The following is a 25620-nucleotide window of genomic DNA, read 5'->3' as shown; positions in this document are numbered from 1 at the left end:
CGGGGGTCCGGGCAGCCCGCTCTGAACGTGTATGCGAGCGTGATCTGCGATGGCCGACCCCCTCCTGTCGATGACCGGAATCAGCAAGGCGTATGGACCGGTACGCGTGCTGGAAGATGTGGGGCTTCGTCTCGAACGGGGGGAAGTGCGCTGTATCGCCGGCGAAAATGGCTCCGGAAAATCGACGCTCATCAAGATTCTGTCCGGCATTGTAGCGGCTGACGCGGGCGAGGTGACGATCGCTGGCCGCAGGATGCACGGCGATTCAACGGAAGCGATCGCGGCCGGGCTGTCGGTGATCTACCAGGATTTCTCGTTGTTCCCGAACCTGACGGTGGCCGAGAATATTGCCTTCCTGCGCGCCGCCGCATCCGGCGAGCGCTGGCACCGCGCCGGGGCTGACCGCCGCATCGCGGTCGATACGTTGGCCCGCATGGGAGTCGAGCTCGATCCGGCGATGCTCGTTGAGTTGCTGCCTGTCGCGTCCAAGCAACTGGTCGCGATTGCCCGCGCGCTGGCCAACGAAGCGCGGATAATCGTGATGGACGAGCCGACGACCGCGCTGACCCGCAGCGAGGTGCGGCGCTTGTCCGAGATCATCACGTCGCTCAAGGCGGACGGGGTTGCGTTCCTCTTCGTCAGCCACAAGACCGAGGAGGTCTTCGCCTTCTGTGACACGATCACGGTGTTGCGGGACGGACGCATCGTGTCGGAAGGCCCGGTCGGTGCCTTCGACGCCACGCGGCTCGGACGGGACATGACCGGGCGCAAGGTCGAGACACAACGCATGGAGCGAGAGCCGGTCAGGGATGCACCGGTCTTCCTGTCGGCGCGCAACCTTTCGCGCAAGGGCGAGTATGCCGATGTCGATCTGGAGCTGAAGCCCGGAGAGATCGTATCTCTGGTCGGGTTGCTGGGCTCGGGTCGGACAGAGCTGTCGCTGTCGCTCTTCGGCATGCTGTCGCCGGACGAGGGCGACATCGTTGTCGATGGAATGCCCACAGCCTTCTCAGGCCCGCGCGATGCCATGGCTGCAGGCATCGCTTATGTGCCCGAGGATCGGCTGACGGAAGGCCTGTTTCTGGACCAATCTATCGCCGACAATATCACCGTCGCGACTCTGGAGGACAATATCTTCGTTTCGCGCAGGGGATTGCGCCAGCGCGCCCGCGCAGCCGTCGAAAAGCTGCGGATCAAGACCCAGGGGGTCGAGCCGACCGTGGCCACCCTGTCCGGCGGCAACCAGCAGCGCGTCGTGCTCGCACGTTGGATGGAACGCACCCCGCGGCTGATGATCCTCAACGGACCCACGGTCGGGGTCGATATCGGCTCGAAGCGGGAGATCCACGAAATCCTGCTCTCGCTCAGCCGCAGCGGAATGGCGGTGATGGTGATCACCGACGACATCGGTGAGGCGCTGGCCCTTTCCGATCGCATCCTGGTGATGGTCAAGGGCAGGATCACCGCTCGTTTCGACGCGGCCACCGTCGATGAGGACCGCCTCAATGCCGAAGTGACGAAGGAGGTGCAGGCCTGATGCGGCTGGTATCGAACGCACTGGCTTCGCCGCAAGGCGTGGTGTTGATCGCCGCGATCCTGTTCGCGCTCGTCATCGGCGGCTTCAATCCCGATTTCCTGTCGCTGGCGACGCTGGTCGATCTGATGCGCAACTCGCTGGTCACCGGCATTTTCGCCCTCGGCGTGATGATGGTGCTGGCCTCCGGCGGGATCGACGTCTCTTTCACCGCCATCGGTGCCTTCGCGATGTACACGACGATGACCCTGGTACTCGGGATCGACATCCCGATGCCGGTGCTCGGCTTGTTCGTGATCAGCGCCCTGATCGGCGCGTCCCTAGGCCTCGTCAACGGCTTGCTTATCGGTGGTCTCGGGCTTCCGACTCTGATCGTCACGCTCGGGACCCTGAGCCTGTTTCGCGGTGCGCTTCTGACCTTTGTCGGGACGACCTACATCACGACTGTCCCGCGCAACGTAATCTCTTTTGCCCGGACGATGATCGTCCGCATGGAAAATGCGGTCGGACAGTTGGTCTCGTTGCCGCTGTCCTTCGTCGTGCTCATCCTTGCGGCGCTCGCCGTGGGGGTCCTGATGAATCTCACGCGGTTTGGTCGTACCATCTATGCGATCGGCGGCTCGGAGGAGGGCGCGCGTCGGATCGGGATCAACGTGTCGCGTGTGAAGATCTGGATCTACGTCATCGCCGGCACGATCGCGGGCTTGGCCGGCATGACGCACATGACGCTCTCACGCATGGCCAATCCCTTCGATCTCGTCGGTATCGAGCTGAATGTCATCGCAGCCGTGGTTCTGGGCGGAGCCCGGATCAGCGGCGGGCATGGAACCGTCGTGGGCACGTTGCTTGGTGCTCTGGTGATCACCATGATCAACACATCGCTGATCAGTGCCGGCGTTCCGTCCTACTGGCAGAAGGTCGTGGTCGGTATCCTGATCATCCTCGGCACCGGACTGCCGATCGTGATCGACCGTTTCGCCAAACACCGCGAGCGCCTTGCTCGAGCCGCCGTCTGAGCCAACGCTCCAGGGAGGGAGACGAAGCCTTGAAGAAGATCCTCAATCAGCCCGAATCCTATGTCGACGAGATGCTGTCGGGCTTCACCGCGGCACATCCGGAATATTACGAGCAGCCGGATCGGCGGGTCATCGTCCGCGCGGGCGGCTCGGTCCAGGGAAAGGTGGGGATCGTCACGGGGGGCGGCTCCGGCCATCTGCCGATATTCACCGGTTATGTCGGCCCGGGCTTTCTCGATGCCTGCGCGGTCGGAGATGTCTTTGCGTCTCCCTCGGCCGAACAGATGGCGAGCGCCATCCGGCATGCGAATGGCGGAGCCGGTGTCCTGCGGCTCTATGGCAATTACGGCGGCGATGTCATGAATTTCGACATGGCCGGCGAGATGGTCGAGATGGAAGACGATATCGCAACCGCCACGGTATTGTTGGCTGACGACGTTGTCTCGGCACCGAAGCAGGAGGCCGAGAAACGCCGGGGTGTCGCGGGAATGGTCTACGCTTTCAAGATCGCCGGCGCCGCCGCGGATACGAGGGCCGACCTCGGCGAGGTCACTCGGATCGCGCAGAAGGCGGCCGATTCCTGTCGTTCCATCGGCATGGCGCTCAGCCCCTGCATCGTGCCCCAGGCCGGGAAGGCCACCTTCGCGATCGGCGAGGACGAGATGGAAATGGGAATGGGCATCCATGGCGAGCCAGGTATCTGGCGCGACAAGCTCAAACCGGCTGATGCGATCACCGACGAAATGATCGATCGCATCCTGGCGGATCATGAGTTCGGCAAGGGCGATCGTTTGTCCGTATTGGTGAACTCGCTGGGCGCCACGCCGCTGGAGGAACTCTACATCATGTACCGGCGGGTGAAGCAGCGCTTCGATGATCTGGGCGCGGAGATCGTCATGCCGCTGGTCGGACGCTATGCGACTTCGATGGAGATGACCGGCGCAACGATCACGACCCTGGCGCTGGACGAGGAACTCGAACGGTATCTGAAGGCGCCGGCGGCCTGTGCATACTGGCAAGTCTGAGGAGGATGCCATGACGCAGATCGACCGGGGCGTTATGCACGCTGCGCTGACGCGCGTGGCGACGAAGGCGGCAGCCTTTGCGGACGAGCTCAACGCTGCCGATGGTCAGTTGGGTGATGGCGACCTCGGCATCACCGTATCCCGAGGCTTCGCGGAGGCGGCCGAGGCGACGTTGCCGGAGGACATGGGCATGGCGTTGCTGGAATGCGCAAAGGCATTTCAGCGCGTGTCGGCCTCGTCCTACGGTACCCTTCTCGCGACGGGGTTCATGGCTGCGGCCAAATCTGCAAAGGGCTCGCATGCCATCGAGCCCGAAGACCTGGCCGGACTGATCGCCGCGGCGAGGGACGCGATGATGGCGCGGGGGAAGGGCAATCTGGGAGACAAGACGGTCCTCGACAGCCTCGATCGCGTCGCCAGGGCCCTCGACGGGGTGCCACCGGACCTAATGGCCAGGGCCGCGTTGGACGCAGCCAAAGACACGTTGCATGATTTCCGCGGCAGGCCATGCAAGCTCGGCCGCGCCAGGATGTTCGCGGAAAAGAGCGCCGAGTTGGATGACCCGGGGCAACTCGCACTCTTGCGGATCATCGAAGCCGCTACAGCCGAGGAGTGTTGATGCGCTTCTTCCCGAGTGAGCCGGGCTGATGCTCGCAGGGACCTGATGCAGCCTCCGAGACACGGAAACGAACGAACGGCTGCGGAAACGAGCCGCCGATCATGTGGCTTCTGCTACCTCATGCCGCCTATCTGCGCGCCCACCGCTCGATGCTTGATGTCGGCGCGCGTCCGCCGGGAATGCGTTGGCGTTGGATGACCATTTACAACCGGATCGGCAAGGATCCCCATCTGGGATGGTCATACAATTCGGGCTAGAGCGTCGGACGCTTAATCAGACGCATATCCCGCGGCCTTGAGGTAGTTCCAGCACTCTTCTGGTTCAAAGAGGCCGCAGATATCGCCGATGGCCTTCCAGAGATCGTCGAATGTTCTGGCGGCAGCCTTGCGCAGATGTGCCTTCAGCTTTGAGAACGCCATCTCGATCGGGTTCAGATCCGGCGAATAGGGTGGCAGGAATAGGAACCAGGCGCCTCTTCGTCGAAGGCACTCGGCCGCCCGCTGACTTTTGTGGACAGCAAGATTGTCGAGAATGACGATGTCGCCTTTGCGCAGCGTCGGCGCGAGCTGGGTCTCGATGTAGGTGTCGAAGGCGGATCGGTTGAGCGGCCGGTCGATGACCCAGGGTGCGGTTAGTTCGTGGCAGCGCAGGCCGGCAATGAAGGTCTGGGTGCCCCAGTGGCCGAAGGGTGCGTCGGCGCGCAGTCTCCGGCCGCGCCGGCTACGGCCGCGCAGCCGGGCCATCTTGGTCGTCACCGACGTCTCGTCGATGAACACCAGACGCTGCGGCGCCAATCGCATCCGGGGCTGGCGCTTGGTCTTCCAGACCCGGCGCTCCTCACGCACGCCGGCGCGTGCGCATTCCGACGCCATCAGGCATTTTTTTATATGTGAAGCCGCGCCGGCACAGAAAGCGCGACAGCACCGCCGGGGCGGCGGTCACGCTGTGCACCTCCATCAGCAGCGCGGCCAGTTCCGGCATGGTGATGTCGGGCTTGGCTTCGACGGCGCCGATCAGGAAGGCCTCAAACACCTCCAGCTTTCCGCTACCGCGAGGGCGGCCCTGCTTGTGCGGTGCGATCGATCCTGACCGGACCCGCCGCTGGTCCAGCTTGATCGCAAAGCTCTCGCTAACGCCAAAATGGCGAGCCGCCGCCCGACGAGACTGACCCTTGTCGATGAAGCCGGCGACCCGTTCACGCAGATCAATCGAATAGCTTTTGCTCATGATCCACCTCCAACACGAGGGAATCACGGTGAAGGCTTAAAGGGAAGCGGGCCGGGGATTCTGAGATTCAGTCCGACGCTCTAGTGGCCGGCTCGGTAGGCTTCTGGAATGATGAACACCTCATCTGCCCGGCCGTAGCCGCCATCCGGGACTTCTTCGATGAGGACCATCGTGTGGGGGCGCACTGCTTCGCTGAAGTAGTCGACGAAGAGGTCGGTCACGCGGTGCACGATCTCCGCCTTCTGGGCGGAAGACAACGCTGCTTGGGGAACCTTGATGTTGGCGAAGGGCATGGAAGTTTCCTTTCGGGTTTGGCTTCGGATGAAGCGCGTGGGTTCAGGGGCTTGGGAACGGGCTGTTCGCCCTTTCACTCCGGAATCGCGGATGGGGCTCGGCCAGACGAATGCAACGGTCAGACGACGCCGCCGTTGGCGCGGATGATCTGGCCGCTGATCCAGCGGCCTTGCGGGCTGGCGAGGAAGGCAACCACATCGGCGATGTCGTCCGGCTGGCCGAGGCGTCCAAAAGGATTTGCCCCCGCGATCGCCCGTACCTGCTCCTCGCTCTTGCCTGCGAGGAAGAACGTCGTCTCGACGGGCCCGGGTGCGACGGCGTTGACGGTGATGCCGCGTCCACCAAGCTCTTTTGCAAGAACATGGGTCATCGCTTCGACCGCGGCCTTGGTCGCGGCGTAGACGCCGTAGCCGGGCTGGTAGAGTCCGACGACGCTGGTGGAGATGCTGACGATGCGCCCGCCATCCCGAAGACGGCGTGCGCCTTCTCGCATACCCCTGAAGACACCGCCGAGGTTCAGCGCCACTTGAACGTCGAAGTCGACATCCTCGACCTCAATCAGGCGCCCAAGCTTCATCATGCCGGCATTGTTGACGAGGATGTCGACACCACCGAACATCTGTTCGGCCGCATCAAAGAGGGTGCGCACTCCACTCGGCTCGCCAATGTCCGCCTGCACGGCGAGTGCGCGGCCGCCTGCTGCCTCGATCTGGCCGACCAGGGTCTCAGCCTCCACGCGAGCGCGGGCATAGTTGACGACGACAGCAATGCCGCCCTTTGCCAGTCGCCCTGCGGCGGCTGCCCCCATGCCCCGGGATGCTCCGGTGACGATGGCCACACGTTGATCAAGTTCGCTCATCACTTTGTTCTCCTCGACATCGACCAAAGATCTAACGGGTCGAGGCTCGGCGATCATGAGCCGCAACTTGCCAAGTGCATTCGGATCGAGCGAACAATACGGGATGGATCATCTCGACCGCATCCGCCTCTTCGTTCGAATCGTGGAGCGTGGCAGCTTCACGTCGGCAGCCAGCGATCTCGGCCTGCCGCGGTCGACGGCGACGGAAGCCACGAAGAGCCTCGAGACGTATCTCGGCACGCGGCTTCTCGACAGGACGACGCGCCACGTTGCGCCGACGCTTGACGGGGAGAGTTACTATCGTCGCTGCATCACCATCCTCGCAGATCTCGACGAGGCGGAGGGCGCCTTTCGCGGGGCGGAACCGCGTGGGACGTTGCGCGTCGATGCCCACAGTCGTCTGACGCGGACGTTCCTGCTTCCCGGCTTGCCGGAGTTCCTGAACCGCTATCCGCTGATAGATCTCCATCTCGGTCAGGGCGACCGACTGGTCGATCTCGTACGAGAGGGCGTGGACTGCGTCATCCGCGCCGGACACCCCGAAGACAGCCGGCTGATCCTGCGAAGCCTCGGCACCATCGAAGAGATTACCGTAGCGAGCCCCACCTACCTCCAGCGCCACGGCATGCCCGCCACACCCGACGATCTGCATGGGCACCAGACAGTCGGGTTCGTCTCATCGAGAACCGGAGGCATCCTCCCGCTGGAGTTCACGATGGATGGCATTGTCCGCCCTGTGCGCCTGCCCAGCCGCGTCATTGTCAGCAATTCCGATGCAATGGCCGATCTCGCCCGCCTTGGCCTTGGCCTTGTCCAGGCGCCGCGGTACCGCTTTGCCGACGACCTGGCGTCAGGCCGATTGGTGGAGGTGCTGACGGATTTCCCCCCGTCGCCAACGCCATTGTCCGCCCTCTACCCGCAAAACCGTCAACTGGCGCCGCGGCTTCGCGTGTTTCTCGACTGGGCATCGTCGAGGTTCAAGAAGGCCCTGTGATCTCGGTCAAGTGGTTCGATCACTCACAATCCGGTTGCTTCCGTTCGAGGCAGGTCGACAGGGCGATGTCGCGCTTCGTGCCCGTAATGCCCTTGATGGAGTGGATCCGCCCGAGAACCTGAAAACCCGGGGCAGCCCTGGGTCACGGGCCGTAGGTGACCCAGCCTCTGAACGTGAACCCGGCGTAGAAGAGAGCGACATCCTCGAAGCCGGCATCCCGGAGTAGAGTTTCATCTTCCTCAGGCGACAAGGCGGGCAGACGATTGCCGATCGCCGTGATTGCGCCCCGCATCTGCGCCGACGGCATACCGGAGGCGATGGCGAAGGCTGCAAAACGCTCAAGCCAGAGCGCTTTGCCTTCCAGATCCTGCGGAAAGCTGTGATAGGCAACGACGAAGGGAGCGCCGGGCCTGAGCCGCCTGCGGATGGCGATCAGGGTCCGCAAGCGCTCCTCCCGTGGCAGGAAGTGCAGGGTCAGCAGACATGTGGCACCGTCGAAAGGGCCCTCGGGCGCCACGTCGATGGTGCCTTCATGCAGCCGGACTTGCGAGGCGAGGGGGCCGAGGGTCCGTCTCGCCAGCCCCAGCATCTCCGCCGAGGGATCGACGCCATCCAACCGCCAACCGGGCTGGAACTCGGCGAATGCCTTCAGCTCAAGCCCGCCACCGGCTCCCAGAACCAGCACATGGCCGTTGGCGTCGACTCGCTCCGCGAGAAGGAGCGCCGCCATGCGTTGCAGGTGCTGGAAGCCCGGTACCATCCGCACCGGACCTTCGGCATATCGCGCAACCGCTTCGGGATCAGAGAACGATGACAAGCGGCAACTCCAGATCTCATGATGACGCTCGCTTTGCGATTGTCGCCGTGGTGCGTGCGAGTGGGATGAGGTTCCGAAAGGAGGGTGTTACCAAATGCGGGACGCTTGTCCCGGTTTGTCGCGGATGCGGGATCTCATTCCGATTGGTGCGCCTTTTGAGCCCATGCGCCGAACATCGTGTCGCCGACATAGGTTGCCGGCGAGCCCAGGCGTTCGGCGTCGAGGCGTCGCGCAAGGGTCTCGATGTCGATCTCGTCGGCCGTGGCGACCTTTCGCTCGAGGATCCTTGGAAGGATCGAGCAGGCGATCGCTGCAAGCGGGTAAGGCTGTGTCGGCGTTTGGACGATCGCTTCGGCGCGAACGCCCTTCACCAACAGACCCGCTCGGGTCAGCACTTCGTGGAGGTCGAGCCCCATCAGGACGTTGCCGCCTTCCCGCCGGACGGTTTCCCGCAGCCAGGACTGAACCGTGCGGTGAAGCGGCAGGTCGCCGCTCGCCATGGGGTCACCTGCGGCATGCTCGTGGAAGGCGACAATGCCGCCGGGCCGCAGGAGGGCGGCGAGTCCGCGGACCGCGCGAACGACATCCGGCTGGTACATCAGCACGCGCCTTCCGACGATCGCGTCGAAGGGGCCGGAGCCAGCAGGCAACTCATCCATGCCCCGCACTTCGACATGGAGGTTGACCAGCCCGGCGCCCCGGGTGCGGTCGCGGGCCGCATCGACCATCCGCGCATCGCGGTCGATGCCGAGGACGTGTCCGGTGGTCCCGACCAGTTCACAGGCGATGAGGGAAACGTCCCCGGTCCCGCACCCCACGTCGAGCACCCGCATGCCCCTTTCGATCCCTGCGTCCAGCAGGAGCCGACGCGTGAAGTCGCCGCCGATCGCCATGCCGCCGCCTATCCGAAGACGAGCGAGCGGTGCAGTGCCACGCCCGCGGTGACACCGTCGCTGGCCGCCCAGGTGACGCTGTGCTGCGCCCGGGCGATGTCACCGGCGGCATAGATGCCGGGTACGCTCGTCAGCTTGTCGGCGTTCGTCCGGATCAACGACCCGAACGGTCCGCCATCGATTGCGCAACCCAGCCGGTCCGCCAGGTCACTGTTCAGCCGTGTCGGCGCCGCGATGAACAGCGCATCCATCGCCACCTCCCGACCATCGCCGAGGACCAGATGCGAGAGGGTGCGGGCATCGCCCTCCAGCGAGAGCACGGGCGCCGGCTCGATCCGGATGCCGCGTCGCGTCAACTCGTCCCGCGTCTCCGCATCCGGCATCTCGCTGCCGTCCAGGAACAGGGTCGTCGGTCCCCATTCGGCGATCAGCATCGCCTGATGCGTCGAATGGGCAGCCGTCTGGAGGACGCCAAGGCGCTGCCCGGCAAACTCGTATCCGTGGCAATAAGGACAATGGAGCACCGTGTGCCCCCAGCGCTCGCGCAGCCCCGGAACGTCCGGCAACAGGTCGGAGACGCCGAAGGCGAGCACAAGCCTCGCGGCTTCCAGGATCTCGCCGTCTTCGAGTACGACAGCAAAACCACCGTCGGTCGGGCGTGCATCGTGCGCGGTCGCCTCCACCAGCGAGACGCCGCGATAGGCCGCAAGCTGCGCCCGCGCGGCCGACAGGATGGACCGGGGATCTGTACCGTCCTGCGCGATGAAGCCATGGGAGCGGGCGGCGAAACGGTTGCGAGGTGAACCCGCGTCGATCACCGCAACAGTGCGGCGGCCGCGGGCGATGTAGGTGGCTGCGGACAGGCCGGCGAAGCTTCCCCCGACAACGATCGCGTCAAGCTGCATGAGGGGCGTCCTCGAACTCGCAATGGGTGGCGCGCCTGGTCACGCGGGTGTGGAAATCAGCGCTGAGAGCGGCGAGCGTCACCTCGCCCAGCCGTTCCAGAAGCAGCGCTTCGGCGCGCGCGAAGGTGTCGTCCATCGCCGCGTTGACCGCTTCCTCGACGAGGCATCCCGGCGCCTCGGTCCGGTTCCCCATGGCGAAGAATTCGGGCGACCCGAGCGCCTCGTAGATATCGCGGAGCGTCACGGTGCTGAGCTCCTTCGCAATGGTCCAGCCGCCGCCATGCCCCTTCGTGGAACGCACGAGACCCTGGTTCCGCAGTCCGGCCATGATCCGGCGGATGACGACCGGATTGGTCTGCATCGCCTTTGCAAGTTGCTCGGAAGTGACCGGGCCGTCGGTCTCGGCCATGTGGAGGAGGACGTGCAGGACGCCCGAAAGTCGGCTATCTCGTTTCATGGAACTTCATATGTTACATGATGGCCTCCGCGTCAAGAGATGGCCCACGCCATGGACCTCTCCTTCTGCAAGGTTTGTGCCGAGCGGGGAGAGAGGGGGGCCAAGGAGCCGCGACGCTGATGCTGCGGCGGCCGGAGTAGAATCTGGCCGGTGGTCAGGCTGATTTCCTTTTCGGAAGCGGCCGGGAATGTTCGCCGGGGAAGATTACGCCGCCGTTCGCCATTGCGTGCTTGTCGAGCGCAACAGCCAGCGATATGCGGCCCCGGGGTTTGGGCTGAGCCGCGAGACGGTCCCGAAGATGTGTCGGTTCTCGCTACCTCCAGGCTAAGGCGGGTGAAGCCGCTTGCCGGGCCGAAGCTGGAAGCGCTGCTGCCGGTGATCGATGCGATTCTGGCGGCGGACGGCACGGCGCCGGTCAAGCAGCGGCACACGGCCGAGCGGATCTTCGAGCATCTGCGCGACGAACATGGCTGTCGCGGCCTGGCGGTGCTGCCGAGCTATGTTCTAGTCGCCCAGGGCGGCTGCGCAAGGCCTCCCGCCCGTACCGTGGCAAACATCCTCGCCCGCTCTCGTGGCTCGGCTCGATAAAGATGTCTGGTCCCTGTTGGGGACCAGACATCGACATGGCGGCAGACCCTGCCGAAGCGGATTCAGGCGTCCCAGTCGGCCGCGGCCACAGCGTCGGCACCTGCCGGAAGCTTCATCGGGCAGGTCGGATCAGTGGCGGCGCGCCATACGGCTTCTGCCACATCCGTCGACCTGGTGACGGGGCCGGAGTGCTGCCGCATTTGCGCAACGGCCGCGTTCGTGTAGTCCGCATAGGGCTCGGGGAACCCGCCAGCCTCCTCGATGCGTCCGAAAGCATTCTGTCCGAAGCTCGTCTCGGGCGCGAGACCCGGCAGCACAATGCGGACCGTGACGCCGAAGGGTTCCAACTCCAGCGCGACGGATTCGGTGAAGGCGTTCACTGCCGCCTTGCTGGCCGTGTAAACGGACAGCAATGGCAGCGGCTTTACCGTGACGGTCGAAGTCACGTTGACGATCGTGCCAGACCGACGCTCGCGGAACTGCGGCAGGACAGCCTGCATGGTCCGCATGGTCCCGATCGTGTTGGTCTCGAAGATGTCCCGGGCAATGTCCATTGGCGTGCCTTCCAGCGCATTCAGCCAGCCAATCCCCGCATTGTTGACCAGGACGTCGATCGGACCTGAAGCCTCGACCGCCTGCCGGACGCTCTCGTCGCTCCGCACGTCGAGGGCGAGGATACGGAGTTGTTCCGAGGCGGGCAGGACGCTCTCGTGCGGGGTGCGCATGGTGGCCACGACCTTCCAGCCTTGGGCGAGGAAATGCCTGGCGATGTCGAGCCCGAAACCGGACGAGCAGCCTGTGATGAGGACGGTGTTCATGGTGTCTCCTTCAGTGCTTGTGCACGGGAGACATATGGACGTCGCACTGCGGACCATCTATCACAGATAGTCCTGTTAGCATTCGCGAGCGTCCTGAATTGACCGATCCCTTCGCCGAGGTGGTGGCTTTGCTCCAGCCGAGCCTGCCTTTCTCCAAACAGGCGAGCGGCGCGGGGTCGTGGCGGATCGACGTGGCGGTGACGAACGATCCTCTGTTCTGCGTGATCCTGGAGGGAGCCGTGCTCATGTCGCTGGAAGGGCGGCCGTGGCTCGAGCTGCAGGAGAATGACTTCGTTCTTGTCCCCGCGGCCCGCGACTTCACGATGTGCAGCGTCGATGGAGGTCCGCCCAAGGGGCAGTCGGTCCATACGATGCTGGACGACGAGATGAGGCACGGCGATCCGTCGGGCCCGACGGACATGCGCATGCTGGCCGGCCGCCTTGCCTTCGGCTCGCCGGATGCCGGGCTGCTCCTGTCCCTCCTTCCGGAGCTCATCCATGTGCGCGGGCTGAAGCGGATTGCGACCCTCGTGCAACTCGTCAGGAACGAGGCACAGGACGACCGGCCCGCCCGGGAGATGGTCCTGACACGCCTGCTTGAGGTGCTGCTCATCGAGGCGTTGCGGGCGGCGTCGAGCAATGCTGCGCCGCCGGGATTGCTCCGCGGACTGGCCGATGCCCGGCTGGGAAGCGCCATACGCTGCATCCACGCCGATCCGCGTCATGGGTGGACCGTGGAGCGATTGGCCAGGGAGGCGTCCATGTCACGCTCGGTCTTCTTCGACAGGTTTCGAAGGGAAGTCGGTGTGCCGCCGATGGAGTATCTGCTGTCCTGGCGAATGGCGCTCGCGCGGAACATGCTGAGGCGCGGCGAGGGGGGTGTAAAGACGGTTGCCGAGACGGTGGGCTATGGATCCGCCAGTTCCTTCAGCGTCGCGTTCACCCGGTTTGTCGGTGTCTCGCCGATGCAGTTTGCTCGCCAGGGCACCTTGGAGGCTGGCTAGGCCGCCAGTCCGATGGCCGATCTCGAGGCGCTAACGGCACGGCGTCAACGACGGTAGTTTGCTGCCCGTCCGCTCCCGGCCATAGCCCTTCATTGTCTCTTGAATGGTCCTCCAGCTTCCACGGCTGAGGCTGCGTCGAAGGTCCAAAGCCGTACGAGCGTCAGCAAAACCGGCCGGTGGCGTCGCGGCCCCTTGCACGGCGGCGGGTGGGATGGTTTGAGGCGGCTCCTCCCTCGCTCCGACCTGGAATTTCCCGCATGATCCGCCTTGAAAGCCTCGGCAAGCAGAACGGCAAGCAGATCGTCTTCATCGAGGCGTCGGCCGCACTACAGCGCGGCGAAAAGGTCGGCCTTGTCGGCCCGAACGGTGCGGGCAAGACGACGTTGTTTCGCATGATGACCGGCGAGGAACTGCCGGACGAAGGTCAGGTCTCGGTCGATCGTGGCGTGACCATCGGCTATTTCAGCCAGGATGTCGGCGACATGGCGGGCCGCAGCGCGGTGGTCGAGGTGATTGACGGGGTGGGGCCGGTCAGCGCCCTGGCCGCCGAGATGGCCGAGTTGGAGGCGGCCATGGCCGATCCGGACCGCGCCGACGAGATGGACGAGATCATCACCCGCTACGGCGAAGCGCAGGAGCGTTACGACGAACTCGACGGCTATGCGCTGGACGGGCGCGCCCGCGAGGTGCTGGACGGCCTTGGCTTCAGCCAGGCGATGATGGATGGCGATGTCGGCGAGCTGTCCGGCGGGTGGAAGATGCGCGTGGCTCTGGCAAAGATCCTGCTCATGCGCCCCGACATCATGCTCCTCGACGAACCATCGAACCATCTCGATATCGAAAGCCTGATCTGGCTCGAAACCTTCCTGAAGGGCTTCGACGGCGCCGTCCTGATGACCTCGCACGATCGCGAATTCATGAACCGCATCGTCAACAAGATCATCGAGATCGACGGCGGCGCGCTGAATTCCTATTCGGGCGACTACGAGTTCTATTGCCAGCAGCGCGCCATTGCCGAGGTGCAGCAGCAGGCGCAGTTCGAGCGGCAGCAGGCGATGCTGGCGAAGGAAGTGGCCTTCATCGAGCGCTTCAAGGCGCGCGCCAGCCACGCCGCGCAGGTGCAGAGCCGGGTCAAGAAGCTCGACAAGATCGAGCGCGTCGAGCCGCCCAAGCGCCAGCAGACGGTGCGCTTCGAGTTCCAGCCGGCGCCGCGCTCGGGCGAGGACGTCGCAACCGTCAGGGGCGTCCACAAGAGCTACGGTGATCGCACCATCTATCACGGCCTCGACTTCCAGGTGCGCCGGCGCGAGCGCTGGTGCGTGATGGGCGTCAACGGCGCTGGCAAATCGACGCTGCTCAAGCTGGTCGCCGGTGCCTCGGAGCCGGATACCGGCCACGTGACCCGGGGTCCGAGCGTCAAGACGGGCTATTTCGCCCAGCACGCCATGGAACTGCTGGAAGGCGATCGTACCGTTCTGCAGACGCTGGAAGACAGCTTTCCGCAGGCAGGCCAGGCGCCTTTGCGTTCGCTGGCGGGCTGCTTCGGCTTTTACGGCGACGAGATCGAGAAGAAGTGTCGCGTGCTGTCAGGCGGCGAGAAGGCCCGGCTGGTCATGGCCAGGATGCTGTTCGACCCGCCGAACTTCCTCGTCCTGGACGAGCCCACCAACCATCTCGACATCGCCACCAAGCAGATGCTGGTCGAGGCGCTGTCGCGCTACGAAGGCGCGATGCTCTTCGTCAGCCACGACCGCCATTTCCTGGCGGCGCTCTCCAACCGCGTGCTGGAGCTGACGCCGGAGGGGCCGCATCTCTATGGGGGCGGCTATGCCGAATATGTCGAGCGCACCGGCCAGGAGGCGCCGGGGCTGCGGAGCTGAGCCCCGTATCGCTCCGAGCAATTCAGGCAGGAGAAGCTCTGCAGCGGGCAAGTTGGTCGGCGGTCGTGTCCCCATCCGTGGTGTAGCTCTGCGGTAGCGTCGTTGATCTCGTCCGCGCCTTTCATCGCGCTGCAGGACAGATCAGCTTGTGCCGGAGCGCTTATCCTGGCGCTTCGGGTGCGTCCAAAGCGCCACGTCGATCGTCTGGCTGTGGCCGCGAATTCTCTGCCTGCGAACGGTGTCGGGAGGGGTGGAGTCTTCGCTGCTGCCTTCCATCGCATCGATCGCCGCAGCGGAGACGGCGAAGACCGCACGCTCGGCCTTGGCGACTTCCATCAGCCGGCTCGCCAGATTGACGGTATCGCCGCTGACGCTGATCTGCTGGTGGGCGTCATGGCCGAGACGCGCCAGCACGACCGCACCGTAATGCAGGCCGAGCCGCAAGCCGAGGTCGCCGGGCTCTGCCTGCGGCTGCTCTGCCAGCCAGTCACGGGTGCTGTCGGCGAGCGCGACGCCCGCCGCGAAGGCGCGGCCGGCCGGGTCGGCGGCGTCTTCGACAATGCCGAAGACGACCATTGCGCCGTCTCCCATGAAGTTCATCACCATTCCTTCATGCCTGGCGACCGTGTCGACGACGAGAGTGTGGAACTGCTTCAGGAACGTTTGTGTGCGGGCAAGGCCGAGGTCTTCGCTCCGTCGGGTGAAGCCGGAAAGGTCGAGAAAGAGGACCGCAGCCGCTTGTTCCACCGGCTGCTTCAGATAGCCCGGATCCGTTGCGATACGGTCGGCAAGCAGGGCGGGCTGGAAGCGACGAAGGGCGGTCTCTGCCGCAAGTACAGTCCGCGCCTGCCTGCGCTCGTGCAACTGGCGGACGAAGCTCGCTACCGCGATGGGAGGAACCGTGGCGACGAACGGTAACGCGGCGCTCATCCAGATGCCGCTCGCGAAAAGGATGACCGCACCTGCCAGAACCGCCAGGAGGGCCAGGCAGACCAGAGGCAGGCCTTGCGTCAGCGGCAGCAAAAGGACGAGAAGAACGCCGCTCAGGGCCAGCATCAAGGCCAGTGACGCGTCAGCCTGGCGGATTGCCGCGTTGCGGGCGAGACCTTGGCCGCTCAGCAATTGCGCGATGCCGGTCGCCTGGATCTCGACACCGGGCGTAACCGGGTCGAAAGGGGTCGCAAAGCTGTCGCCCACACCGGTCGCGGTGACCCCGATCACCACGAGACGGCCGGTCAAGGGTGGGCCCTGGCCCGCAAGAAGGTCTTGCGCGCTGATTGTCCGTATCGACCGCGCCGGTCCGAAGAACCGCAGCGGCAAGTGCCAGCGCGTGTCGAGGGGAACCGGCTCGTCACCGATGGTGACGCTATCGGCCGACAGAATGGTCTCCGCGCGTCGGTGGAGCGCGGCGGCCCGCAGGGCGAACCCCTGAACAAGGCCGCGCGGTGTCTGGAACAGCAGCGGCAGGTGGCGTGGCGTCCCGCCTGCGTCCGCAGCGACGTTGGCAAGGCCCACTGCCGCGGCGCGCTCGAATTTCGGCAAGGGCCACAGATCGCTGTCGGGCATGGGAGCCAGCAGCGCCTGCGGGCCACCCTGACGGAATTGGCCGGCAGATGCGATTACGCTGGGAATGGTGGCCAGTGCCGCGGCCAGCGCGTCATCCGCGTCCGGATCCGCCGGATCGACCAGCAGGATGTCGAGAGCCAAGGTTCTCGCGCCTGCGGCGGCGACTGCCTGGATCAGCATGGCGAGGCGTTCGCGCTCGAGGGGATAGCCACCTTCGGCCGCGACCGTCGCGTCATCGATCGCGACGATCACGACATCGTCCGGCGCCTTCCGAGGGCCGGTGAGGACAAGCCGGAGATCGGTCAGCGGCGCTTCGACGAGATCGACGACGCTGCGCTGTCCCGCAACGTGCAGCGTGCCGAGCCATCCGGCCCAGGCGATGGCTGCGAGGGCCACCAGGGCGATAGTCGTTAGCGGAGTTCGCACCCGCCGCTGCAACGGTTTATCGCCCGAAGCGGGAAAGCAGGCGGGAAACCCGCTCCTGTGGCCAGCGGCGAACTGCCAAGGGGGCGCCGGGACTCACGTCAACGCCTTCGCCCGGTCCCAGGAGAACGGCGCCCGGCCCCCTGCGCCGACCAACCTGCACCTGTCCTTCGGCCACGAAAACAGCGGTCGTGCCAGGGCCGACATCGACCGCATAGACGGTGCCCCGCACCGAGGCGATCGCGTGGGGCGTCATGATCTGAAAAGGCCGCGCGGTCTTCAAGTCGATCAGAACCGCCTTCGTATCGAGACGGACCGCGTGGGGCGGTCCGCCCGACGACGGCGCAAGGATCTGCAGCCTCGCGGTGGCCTCGGCCTCGATGAGCAATCCGCCGGGGCACCGGATCATGGTGCGCGGCGGATCATCCAGGGTAACGGATGTGCAGGCCCGATCCTGCTGTGCGACGGCTGCCGGAGACGTCATGAGGAAAAGGGCTGCCACCGCCGCGAACGTCCGGGAACGAGAGACTTGCATTCGACGTCTCCTGATGGCTGCCTGCCCGGTCAGACCGGTTACGCTAGGTTACGTCTTCCTGCTTCTGCCCATATCCGGCTAACTTCAAGGCGGAAGCGCTGCTTTTTTCCAGATTGGAATTCCCCGGCTTCGAATGGACCCCGGTCAATGAAAGCGTAGAAAACCGGGCCGCCGCGTTCCCGAGCCGCACACAGCCGCCGACCGGTACTAGTCCTTCCTGAACCTGACAATGGCCTCGATCTCTACGGTGATCTGGCCCGGAAGCGATCCGAAGCCGACCGCGGATCGTGCGTGGCGGCCCTTGTCGCCGAAGACGTTGACCATCAGGTCTGAGCACCCGTTGATGACCTTCGGGTGGTCGCAGAAAAGCGGATCGGCATTGACCATGCCCAGAAGCTTGACCACGCGCTCGACGCGGCCGAGATCGCCGAGGGCATGCTTCATCACAGCGAGGAGATTGAGGCCCGTCAGTTGCGCGTGCGCGTAGGCCTCCTCGACGGAAACGCCAGCGCCGACCTTTCCGGTCGCCAACTGGCCGTTGTGATCGCGAGGCCCCTGACCGGACAGATAGAGGAGCGATCCATCTTCGACGTGGGTGACGAAATTGGCGATCGGCGCGGCCACAGGCGGAAGGGTAAGGCCGAGTTCGGCGAGCTTTTCTTCGGGCGTCATGCGATTTCCTTCGTTTGGTTCTGTGCAGGCAGCCAGGCCGGCAAGTCTCGGTGCCTGATGCAGGCGACGGTGTGGTGTTCGCCGACTTCCTCGATCGGCGGAACCGTCTTTGCGCAGGCGTCGATCGCGGCGGGGCAGCGTGTGCGGAAGACACAGCCCGACGGAGGCGCGAGCGGGCTGGGAATGTCGCCCTTCAGGACGATGCGCTCGCGACGGCGTTCGGGATCGGGAAGCGGCGAGCTCGACAGCAGCGCCCGCGTGTAGGGGTGACGCGGGTTGCCGTAGATGTCTTCGGCCCGGCCGCTCTCCATGACGCGCCCGAGATAGAGGACGACGACGTCGTCACAGAGATATTCGACGACGGTCAAATCGTGAGAGATGAACACGACCGTCAGTCCCAGCTCGGTCTGAAGCGACTGGAAGAGATTGAGGATCTGCGCCTGAACGGACACGTCGAGCGCCGAGATCGGCTCGTCGGCGACGATCAGGTCGGGCTGCACTGCCAGGGCCCTGGCAATGCCGATCCGCTGGCGCTGGCCGCCGGAGAATTCGTGCGGGAAGCGGCGATCATGGTCCCGATCGAGCCCAACGCGTTCGAGAAGATCGCCGATCATCTGGCGCCTGGCGCCGCCCTTGGCGATCCGGTGCGTGTCGATCGCCTCGCCGATGATGTCGGCGACCTTCATCTTCGGGTTCAGGCTGGAATAGGGGTCCTGGAAGATGAACTGCAGGCGTTTGCGCAGATCGCGAAGACGCTTGTTCGAGGCCTGGAAGAGATCCTCTCCCTCGAACAGCGCTTCGCCGCCCGACGGCTCGACCAGGCGCATGATGCAGCGCCCGATCGTCGTCTTGCCCGAGCCGGATTCGCCGACGATCCCGGTGGTCCTGCCACGTCTGACATCGAAGGACACGCCGGCGATGGCCTGGACGAGCCCCTTCCCGATATGAAACGTCTTGACGAGATTGCGCACCGACAGGAGCGTCTCGTTCGTCTGATCGGTTGCACTCATACGTCTTCGTGCCTCCAGCAGCGGGTGGAATGCAGCGTCTCCACCGCGATCAGCGGCGGGCTCTCCACGCGGCATCTATCGACTGTCAGAGGGCAGCGATCGGCATAGGCGCAACCGCGGGGAAGGTTGGTGACGCTGGGAACGGAGCCGGGGATCGGACTGAGCAGGCGCCGCCGTCCCGTTTCGTCCCGGTCGCGTGCGGGGTCCGGGATGCAGGCGATCAGCCCTTTCGTATAAGGATGACGCGGCATCTTGAAGAGCGACCTGACCGGTGCCTGCTCGACCACCTTGCCGGCATACATGACGGCGACATCATCGGCGATCTCGGCCACGACGCCGAGATTGTGGGTCACGAACAGGATGCTCATGCCCATTTCGTGCTGGAGCCGTCGCAGAAGCTCGAGGATCTGCGCCTGAATTGTCACGTCGAGCGCCGTCGTCGGCTCGTCGGCGATCAGGAGGAAAGGGTCGCAGGCGAGAGCCAGGGCAATCATCACCCGTTGGCGCATGCCGCCGGACATGGAGTGCGGATAATCGTCGAGGCGCTGCTCCGGCGAGGCGATCTCGACCAGTTCGAGCATGCGGCGGGCCCGGCTGCGGGCGTCGGCACGCGAGATCGTCTCGTGCAGGCGGATCATCTCGATGATCTGATCGCCGACAGTATAAAGCGGATTGAGGCTCGTCATCGGCTCCTGGAAGATCATCGCGATCTCCCCGCCTCGGATCTTGCGCATCACGCGATTGTTGGCCCGGGCCAGATCAACGACGCTGCCATCGCGTCGCTTGAAGGTCATCGTCCCGTCGACGATCCTCGCCGAAGGGGCAAGCAGCCGCATGATCGACAGGCTGGTCACCGATTTGCCGGAGCCGGATTCGCCGACGACGGCGAGGGTCTTGCCCTGGCGGACTGTCAGATCGACGTCGTCCACGGCCTTTGCAATGGTCGAACCGATCCGGAAATGGGTCCGCAAGCCGGTCACCTTCAGCGTGACGGCGTCCGAAGACGCCGGCACCGGGTTCATCGGCTCCGCGTTCATCTGCGTCATGTCAGAGATCCTTGCGCAGGCGGGGGTCGAGAAGGTCGCGCAAGCCGTCGCCGACGAGCTGGAGCGACATCACGGACAGGATGATGGCAAGGCCCGGGAAGACGGTCATCCAGTCGGCTTGACCGACATACTGGCGCCCTGCCGAGATCATCGTCCCCCAGGTGGGAATGTCCGGGCTGACGCCGACACCGAGGAAGGTCAGGCTCGCCTCCGCCAGCATCGCGTAGGCAAAGATGAAGGTCGCCTGGACCATGATGACGGACAAGAGGTTGCGCAGGACGTGGCGATAGAGAATGCGCCAGGTCGGTACGCCAAGGGCTCGGGCGGCCTCCACATAGGGCAGTTCGCGGATGACGAAGGTGGAGGCGCGCACGATGCGGGCCAGGCGCGGCGTGTAGACGATACCCAGAGCGACGATGACGGTGGCCGCCGAGGGGCCGAGGGCTGCGACAAGCGCGATGGCGAGAAGGATGTCCGGGAAGGCCATCATCGCGTCGATGACCCGGGCGATGACGACATCGGTGCGGCGGAAGAAGCCCGCCACGAGCCCGAGGGCGATGCCGATCACCGAGGCGAAGATCGTGGCAGCCGCTCCGATCATCAGCGACGTCCGGCCGGCATAGATCGCGCGGGTGAACACGTCGCGGCCAAATTCGTCGGTGCCGAAAAAATGGTCCGCTCCCGGTGCGATCAGGCGATTGGCGATCGACAGCTTGTTGGGATCGTAAGGCGCGAACAGCGGAGCGAATACGCACAGGACCACGATGATCAGGAGGAGCGCTGCACCAAGGGCGAGCGGCTTGCGCTCGCGCAGGATCTTCGCAATGCCGGCGATCCGGGTGCTTCGTGCGGCGACGGAAACGGCCATCAGAACCGCACCCTGGGATCGATGACGAGATAGAGCATGTCGATGGCAAAATTGATCAGGACATAGAGTGCGGCGACAACGAGAAGCGCTCCCTGGATCACCGGATAGTCCCGGCGCATGACCGCCGACACGACGAGATTGCCGACGCCGGGAAGGCCGAATACCGTTTCCGTCACGATCGCCCCGGAAATCAGAAGGGCGGCCGTGATGCCGATGACCGTGAGGATCGGGATCAGGGCATTCTTGAAGGCGTGCTTGAGGATGACCGGCGTTTCCGCCATGCCCTTCGATCGGGCGGTGCGGATGTAGTCGTCATCGAGGACATCCAGCATGGAGGCACGGGTGAAGCGCAGGATCAGCGCCGAACTGACGACGCCGAGTGTCACGGCCGGCAGGACCAGATGATGCAACCGCTCGAACAGCGTCGTATCGGGACCGCCGTAGCCGGCGACGGGGAACCAGCCCAGACGCACGGCAAACACCTGGATCAGGATGAGCGCCAGCCAGAAGCTCGGAACGCTCGCAGCGAACATGGCGAGCGTCGTTGACGCCTGATCGAACAGGCTGCCGCGATGATAGGCCGACAGGATGCCGATGGGCAGGGCAATGACGGTGGCGATGAGGATCGAGAACAGGGTGAGAAAGAAGGTCGGCTCGGCGCGTTGGCCCAGGGCCGTCAACACCGGCATGTTCAGGAAGATGGAATCGCCGAGATTGCCGGTGAGGATCTGGCCGAGATAGACGCCAAACTGGACGAGGAGGGGTTGGTTGAGACCAAGCCGGTCGCGTAGCGCCGCGATGTCGGCAGGCGTCGCATCGGGACCGAGCATGACGGCTGCCGGGTCGCCCGGTGCGATGCGCACGATCACGAAGACAATGGTCGCCACGACGAAGAGGACGACGATCATGCCGGTGAATCGTTTGAGGACGTAGCTGGCCATCGCGCTTTCCGGTGACATCGGGGCGGGCCCGGCGGACGCTGTGCGCCCGCCGGAATCGGGTTACTGCTTGATCGACACGTTCCAGAAATAGGGCCAGGGCGATGCCTCGAAGCCCTCGACCTTCGGCGACTTGGCCGCGAGTGCCGCGAAATCGCCGACCTTGTAGAACGGGGCCTGCTCGTAGATCAGGCCCTGGATGTCGGACCAGATCGCCTGGCGCTTCTCAAGGTCGGTTTCGGTGTTGAGTGCCGTCAGGAGCTTTTCCTTTTCCGGCGTCGACCACCAGCCGGGATAGCTTGCCGGCAGCGGCGCGATCAGCGCCGGATCCGGCAGGAAGGGGCTGTGGGTGATGAAGATGTCCCACAGCGCCGGATCCGCGCGCCGCTGCACGAGGGTCGCCCAATCGACGACGTCCAGCTGGGACTTGAGGCCGGCGGACTTCAGATAGGCGTCCAGGACCTGGGCCATCTTGTAGTGGAACTCGTACTGTCGGCTCGTGAGAATGCGGATCGGTTCGCCGTCGTATCCGGCTTTCTCGGCCAGGCTCTTGGCCTGTTCCACATCGCCCTGGTTATAGGCTTCGACGCCCGCCTCGTTGCGCCAGACATAGCCCTCTGGATACATCGCTCCGTCGACCTTGAAGAAGCGCTCCTCGCCGAAGGCTGCGAGCATCAAATCGTCGGAGTTCTGCAAGGACTGGACAGCCTTGCGCATGTCCTGATCCGTCATGACACCCTGTTTGGTGTTCATGATGAACATCGGCCACCCGAAGGATTCCGTCAGCATCGGCTCGGTCTGGCCGGTCAGCCGGTCGTAGGATTCGACGGGGAGCAGTTCGGCGAAATCGTACTGGCCGGCGACGGCCCCTTCCACGCGGGTGTTGGCGTCGGGGACGGGCACGAACCGCACCTCGTCGAGAAGCGCCTCCCTGCGGCCACCGAAGCCGTCCGCGTCGCCGTCCAGCGGCTTGTAGTCGGGAAAGCTCACCAACTGGATGTACTGATCGGGGCGCCGTTCCTTCAGCATGAAAGGTCCGGTGCCGATGAATTCGATCAGCGGTTCGGCCAGGATTTCCTTCGGCAGGATCACGGCGGCGGAATTGTTGAAGGCGAGCAGCGCCGGCAGCGGGCCGAAGGGGGCGCTCAGCGAGATCTTGACGGTGTTGGCGTCCACCGCCTCGACCTTCTCCACCTTGTCGGCGACGAGCTGTCCGCGCGATGCGATCTTGAGCCAGCGCTCCAGCGAGGCGACGACATCGTCCGCCGTCATCGTCTTGCCGTTGTGGAACTTGATCCCCTCGCGCAGCGCAATCGTCACGATCTTTCCGTCATCGGAAATTTCCGGCATGTCGGCCGCCAGCAGCGGGGTGACGTTCCATTCCTTGTCGAAGGTGTAGAGCGTCTCGAGGAAATGCTGGGTGACCATGCCCAGAAGGTCGCCCGTCGCGGCCATCGGGTCGAGCGTGTTCGGCTCGCCGATCGTGGCGACCGTGATGATGCCGCCGGGCTTGTCCTGCGCCATCACCGCCGCGCTAGACGCGGCGAGCCCCCCAAACGCCATGGTCGCCGCAAGGCAGCTTCGTGCCAATGTCTTCAACATATCTCAGTCTCCTTCGGTTTTCAGATCTGCTGTGGAAGACGCGACCGACAGGTCACGGACGACTGCAAGGAGTTGTTCGGTGACCGCTTCGATGATCGCCTGGCCCTTGGCCGCCGTCGCCAGGGATGCGTCGCCGACGGCGCCCAGCCCGTCGGACATCTCGGCCATGGAGCGGAACAGCGCGCCGCGGGCCGGCAGGATCATGTCCGCATTGGCCCAGCCGTGGGTCGGAACGTAGCTCATGGGCGGAAGATGGTCGGGTTGGCGAACCGACGCCGGATCGACATGCAGCATCAGCGATGTCTCGAGTTCGCAGGCGTGATTGGCGCCGGCAAAGCCGCTTTCGCGGATCTGCGAGATTTCGGGACCCGCCAGCCGCCACCACGTCAGCATCACGATCCGGCAATCGCGATGCGAGGCGCCGAATTCCTCGAGCAGGACCTGGCCGATGGCCTGGTTGCCGCCATGGCTGTTGAAGATCACGAGATTGCGGAAGCCGTGCCGGACGACGGATTGGAGAATGGCGCCGACATAATCGAGGAAACTGCGGTGCCCGATGCTGAGCGTACCGGGAAAATCCATATGGTGCTCGGAGCAGCAGACCTTGACCTGGGGCAGGATCAGGACTTCGTCGCCGGCTCGCGCTTCCAAGGAATCGAGAAACGCCGCGCCGATGACCGCATCGGTGTCGAGCGGCAGATGCGGGCCGTGCTGCTCGATCGCCGCGACATTGACAATGACCGGAATGGTCCGCGGCAGGTCCTGGATTTCGCGTGTGGTCAAACGTTCCCAGCGCATCGGATCAATCGATCCTGCGCTTGGAGATGCCGAAACGTTCGAGGGCGGCTTCACTCAGCTTTACGCCGAGACCCGGACCATCGGTCGGCACGTGGATGAAGGGGGGCTCGACCTTCAGCGGCGTCTCGAGCAGATCGTGCGACCGGATCATCCGGCCGAAGATATCGCCGGGCCAGACGCAGCTCGCAGCGGCCGAGCACTGGTGGACGTACATGGCCTCGAGGATGCCGAGATCGACCTCGGAGCCGTGCCAGCAGTAAAGCCCCGCCGTGCGGGCAATATGGTCGAGCTGCTGAAACCCTGCCAGTCCGCCGTTGAAGTTGAACCCGTCGACGGCGCCGTGGGCAATGGCGTTGATGGCATCATAAGGACGCTGCCCCTGATAGATGTAGGGGAGGGAGACATGCAGCGCGATCGGGATCGACGAAAAGCGCCGCAGTTCCTTGTAGTCCAGCATCATCCAGCGCGGGATCGGATCCTCGAGAACGAGCACGTTGCCGATCTTCTCGATCTCGCGGATGATCGGCCGCGCGTTGCCCGGGTTCTCCCAGCGCTGGTTCGGATCGAAGATGATCTTCATGCCCGGAGCGTGCTCGGCAATCCTCGCGCACCAGCCCGGCACGTCGTCCTCGAGGTCACATTTGAACTTGATGACCTCGAAGCCCTGGTCCTGATACTGGCGGACCCATGGGCCGATCTCGTCCTGCGTGCGATGACTGGACCAGGCGCTGACTGCGATCTTGTCGCGCAATGCGCCGCCGAGAAGGCGATGCAGGGGAACCCCGAGCTGCTTGGCGTAGGCGTCCCAGATCGCGCATTCGAACCCGTCATATTCGCGGCACAGCGGGATCGGCAGCTTCTGCAAGATCAGTTGGTCGAGCGAGCGCCCCATGAGATTGTCGGCGATCTGTTCGACGCGCGTCCATTCATGGTCGCGGTAGAACTCGCCGAGACCCATCGTACCGTCGGAAAGATGCAGGCGAAGGATCAGCTTGGGCAGTTCGTCGAACTGCACGCTCCAGCTTTCCTTGCCGCCGACAGGAAGCATGTGCAGCGGCTTGGCGAGAGTTTCGGAATTGATGACGCCGGGATGGGCCGGAACAACGACCTCATCAAATTCGAACCCGATGATGTGCGCTTGGCGCGATGCGATGCCGTCCACGAGGGTCTCCGTCTGCGTTCAGACGGAATTTGTACCAAAACTACATATGCTGTCAACAAGGCCTCGCTAT

General features: G+C 64.6%; 24 protein-coding genes and 2 pseudogenes. 8 read left to right on the top strand and 18 right to left on the bottom strand.

Annotated features, from left to right (window positions below):
• The first annotated feature begins 49 nt into the window (after nucleotides 1–49).
• The 4 genes from SI859A1_RS15100 to SI859A1_RS15085 all read left to right on the top strand — a co-directional run bounded on the left by SI859A1_RS15100 (nucleotide 50) and on the right by SI859A1_RS15085 (nucleotide 4194).
• Nucleotides 50–1537, top strand: coding sequence for a sugar ABC transporter ATP-binding protein (locus SI859A1_RS15100; RefSeq protein WP_009210581.1), 1488 nt, complete (start codon nucleotides 50–52; stop codon nucleotides 1535–1537).
• Nucleotides 1537–2550, top strand: a complete 1014-nt coding sequence (locus SI859A1_RS15095; protein WP_009210580.1) for an ABC transporter permease — start codon at nucleotides 1537–1539, stop codon at nucleotides 2548–2550. The genes SI859A1_RS15100 and SI859A1_RS15095 overlap by 1 nt, the downstream gene beginning before the upstream one ends.
• Nucleotides 2551–2621: 71 nt before the next feature.
• Nucleotides 2622–3575 carry a dihydroxyacetone kinase subunit DhaK gene (locus tag SI859A1_RS15090; protein ID WP_244401024.1) on the top strand — a complete coding sequence of 318 codons (954 nt, stop codon included), beginning with the start codon at nucleotides 2622–2624 and terminating at the stop codon, nucleotides 3573–3575.
• A gap of 10 nt (nucleotides 3576–3585) precedes the next feature.
• Nucleotides 3586–4194 (top strand): dihydroxyacetone kinase subunit L, encoded by a 609-nt coding sequence (locus tag SI859A1_RS15085; RefSeq protein WP_040325880.1) that lies wholly within the window; start codon nucleotides 3586–3588, stop codon nucleotides 4192–4194.
• Nucleotides 4195–4463: 269 nt separating this feature from the next.
• Here the strand turns inward: SI859A1_RS15085 and SI859A1_RS21045 are convergent.
• From SI859A1_RS21045 to SI859A1_RS15065, 3 genes and pseudogenes are all read right to left on the bottom strand, one after another.
• Nucleotides 4464–5421: pseudogene (locus SI859A1_RS21045) on the bottom strand (IS630 family transposase).
• A gap of 80 nt (nucleotides 5422–5501) precedes the next feature.
• On the bottom strand, nucleotides 5502–5714 hold the full coding sequence (locus SI859A1_RS15070) for a tautomerase family protein (RefSeq protein ID WP_040325879.1): 213 nt from the start codon (nucleotides 5712–5714) through the stop codon (nucleotides 5502–5504).
• A 119-nt stretch (nucleotides 5715–5833) separates the two neighbouring features.
• Complete coding sequence (locus tag SI859A1_RS15065; protein WP_040326624.1) at nucleotides 5834–6574, bottom strand: SDR family oxidoreductase; 741 nt, start codon at nucleotides 6572–6574, stop codon at nucleotides 5834–5836.
• Nucleotides 6575–6677: 103 nt separating this feature from the next.
• Here SI859A1_RS15065 and SI859A1_RS15060 point away from each other — a divergent pair, with 103 nt between their 5' ends.
• Nucleotides 6678–7568 (top strand): LysR family transcriptional regulator, encoded by an 891-nt coding sequence (locus tag SI859A1_RS15060; protein WP_009210576.1) that lies wholly within the window; start codon nucleotides 6678–6680, stop codon nucleotides 7566–7568.
• A 142-nt stretch (nucleotides 7569–7710) separates the two neighbouring features.
• On the opposite strand, the gene SI859A1_RS15055 is transcribed toward SI859A1_RS15060, so the two are convergent.
• From SI859A1_RS15055 to SI859A1_RS15040, 4 genes are all read right to left on the bottom strand, one after another.
• Complete coding sequence (locus SI859A1_RS15055; RefSeq protein WP_202797871.1) at nucleotides 7711–8328, bottom strand: class I SAM-dependent methyltransferase; 618 nt, start codon at nucleotides 8326–8328, stop codon at nucleotides 7711–7713.
• 191 nt (nucleotides 8329–8519) lie between these two features.
• On the bottom strand, nucleotides 8520–9278 hold the full coding sequence (locus SI859A1_RS15050; protein WP_009210574.1) for a methyltransferase domain-containing protein: 759 nt from the start codon (nucleotides 9276–9278) through the stop codon (nucleotides 8520–8522).
• A gap of 8 nt (nucleotides 9279–9286) precedes the next feature.
• A complete protein-coding gene (locus SI859A1_RS15045; RefSeq protein ID WP_009210573.1) occupies nucleotides 9287–10183 on the bottom strand; it encodes an NAD(P)/FAD-dependent oxidoreductase in 897 nt (298 codons plus the stop codon).
• Nucleotides 10173–10640, bottom strand: coding sequence for an Rrf2 family transcriptional regulator (locus tag SI859A1_RS15040; RefSeq protein ID WP_009210572.1), 468 nt, complete (start codon nucleotides 10638–10640; stop codon nucleotides 10173–10175). Before SI859A1_RS15040 ends, SI859A1_RS15045 begins: the two co-directional genes overlap by 11 nt.
• Before the next feature lie 187 nt (nucleotides 10641–10827).
• Here SI859A1_RS15040 and SI859A1_RS22170 point away from each other — a divergent pair.
• A pseudogene (locus SI859A1_RS22170) lies at nucleotides 10828–11120 on the top strand (IS21 family transposase); the annotation flags it as partial.
• 170 nt (nucleotides 11121–11290) lie between these two features.
• On the opposite strand, the gene SI859A1_RS15030 reads toward SI859A1_RS22170, so the two are convergent.
• Nucleotides 11291–12046, bottom strand: coding sequence for an SDR family oxidoreductase (locus SI859A1_RS15030; RefSeq protein ID WP_009210571.1), 756 nt, complete (start codon nucleotides 12044–12046; stop codon nucleotides 11291–11293).
• 98 nt (nucleotides 12047–12144) lie between these two features.
• On the opposite strand from SI859A1_RS15030, the gene SI859A1_RS15025 reads away from it, so the two are divergent.
• Together SI859A1_RS15025 and SI859A1_RS15020 are read left to right on the top strand one after the other, a co-directional pair.
• On the top strand, nucleotides 12145–13050 hold the full coding sequence (locus SI859A1_RS15025) for an AraC family transcriptional regulator (RefSeq protein WP_009210570.1): 906 nt from the start codon (nucleotides 12145–12147) through the stop codon (nucleotides 13048–13050).
• A gap of 257 nt (nucleotides 13051–13307) precedes the next feature.
• The gene (locus SI859A1_RS15020; protein ID WP_009210569.1) at nucleotides 13308–14930 is read left to right on the top strand and encodes an ABC-F family ATP-binding cassette domain-containing protein; all 1623 of its coding nucleotides are present in this window, start codon (nucleotides 13308–13310) and stop codon (nucleotides 14928–14930) included.
• A 141-nt stretch (nucleotides 14931–15071) separates the two neighbouring features.
• Here SI859A1_RS15020 and SI859A1_RS15015 read toward each other — a convergent pair whose 3' ends face one another.
• From SI859A1_RS15015 to SI859A1_RS14970, 10 genes are all read right to left on the bottom strand, one after another.
• Entirely contained in the window at nucleotides 15072–16892 is a 1821-nt protein-coding gene (locus SI859A1_RS15015; RefSeq protein WP_161600140.1) for a CHASE2 domain-containing protein, read from the bottom strand.
• A gap of 46 nt (nucleotides 16893–16938) precedes the next feature.
• A complete protein-coding gene (locus SI859A1_RS15010) occupies nucleotides 16939–17454 on the bottom strand; it encodes a FecR domain-containing protein (protein ID WP_009210567.1) in 516 nt (171 codons plus the stop codon).
• 207 nt (nucleotides 17455–17661) lie between these two features.
• Complete coding sequence (locus tag SI859A1_RS15005; protein WP_009210566.1) at nucleotides 17662–18126, bottom strand: RidA family protein; 465 nt, start codon at nucleotides 18124–18126, stop codon at nucleotides 17662–17664.
• Nucleotides 18123–19136, bottom strand: coding sequence for an ABC transporter ATP-binding protein (locus SI859A1_RS15000; RefSeq protein WP_009210565.1), 1014 nt, complete (start codon nucleotides 19134–19136; stop codon nucleotides 18123–18125). The genes SI859A1_RS15005 and SI859A1_RS15000 overlap by 4 nt, the downstream gene beginning before the upstream one ends.
• Nucleotides 19133–20182 carry an ABC transporter ATP-binding protein gene (locus SI859A1_RS14995; protein WP_009210564.1) on the bottom strand — a complete coding sequence of 350 codons (1050 nt, stop codon included), beginning with the start codon at nucleotides 20180–20182 and terminating at the stop codon, nucleotides 19133–19135. The genes SI859A1_RS15000 and SI859A1_RS14995 overlap by 4 nt, the downstream gene beginning before the upstream one ends.
• A gap of 1 nt (nucleotide 20183) precedes the next feature.
• Entirely contained in the window at nucleotides 20184–21050 is an 867-nt protein-coding gene (locus SI859A1_RS14990) for an ABC transporter permease (protein WP_009210563.1), read from the bottom strand.
• Nucleotides 21050–21991 (bottom strand): ABC transporter permease, encoded by a 942-nt coding sequence (locus SI859A1_RS14985; protein WP_009210562.1) that lies wholly within the window; start codon nucleotides 21989–21991, stop codon nucleotides 21050–21052. The genes SI859A1_RS14990 and SI859A1_RS14985 overlap by 1 nt, the downstream gene beginning before the upstream one ends.
• A 60-nt stretch (nucleotides 21992–22051) precedes the next feature.
• On the bottom strand, nucleotides 22052–23590 hold the full coding sequence (locus SI859A1_RS14980; protein WP_009210561.1) for an ABC transporter substrate-binding protein: 1539 nt from the start codon (nucleotides 23588–23590) through the stop codon (nucleotides 22052–22054).
• A 3-nt stretch (nucleotides 23591–23593) separates the two neighbouring features.
• Entirely contained in the window at nucleotides 23594–24373 is a 780-nt protein-coding gene (locus tag SI859A1_RS14975) for a creatininase family protein (protein ID WP_244401022.1), read from the bottom strand.
• 19 nt (nucleotides 24374–24392) lie between these two features.
• Nucleotides 24393–25550 carry a mandelate racemase/muconate lactonizing enzyme family protein gene (locus SI859A1_RS14970; RefSeq protein ID WP_009210559.1) on the bottom strand — a complete coding sequence of 386 codons (1158 nt, stop codon included), beginning with the start codon at nucleotides 25548–25550 and terminating at the stop codon, nucleotides 24393–24395.
• Nucleotides 25551–25620: the final 70 nt, after the last annotated feature.

Origin of the sequence: Aurantimonas manganoxydans SI85-9A1, assembly GCF_000153465.1 — a bacterium.
GTDB classification, from domain to species: Bacteria; Pseudomonadota; Alphaproteobacteria; order Rhizobiales; family Rhizobiaceae; genus Aurantimonas; species Aurantimonas manganoxydans.
This window is presented reverse-complemented; position numbering and strand designations above follow the sequence as displayed.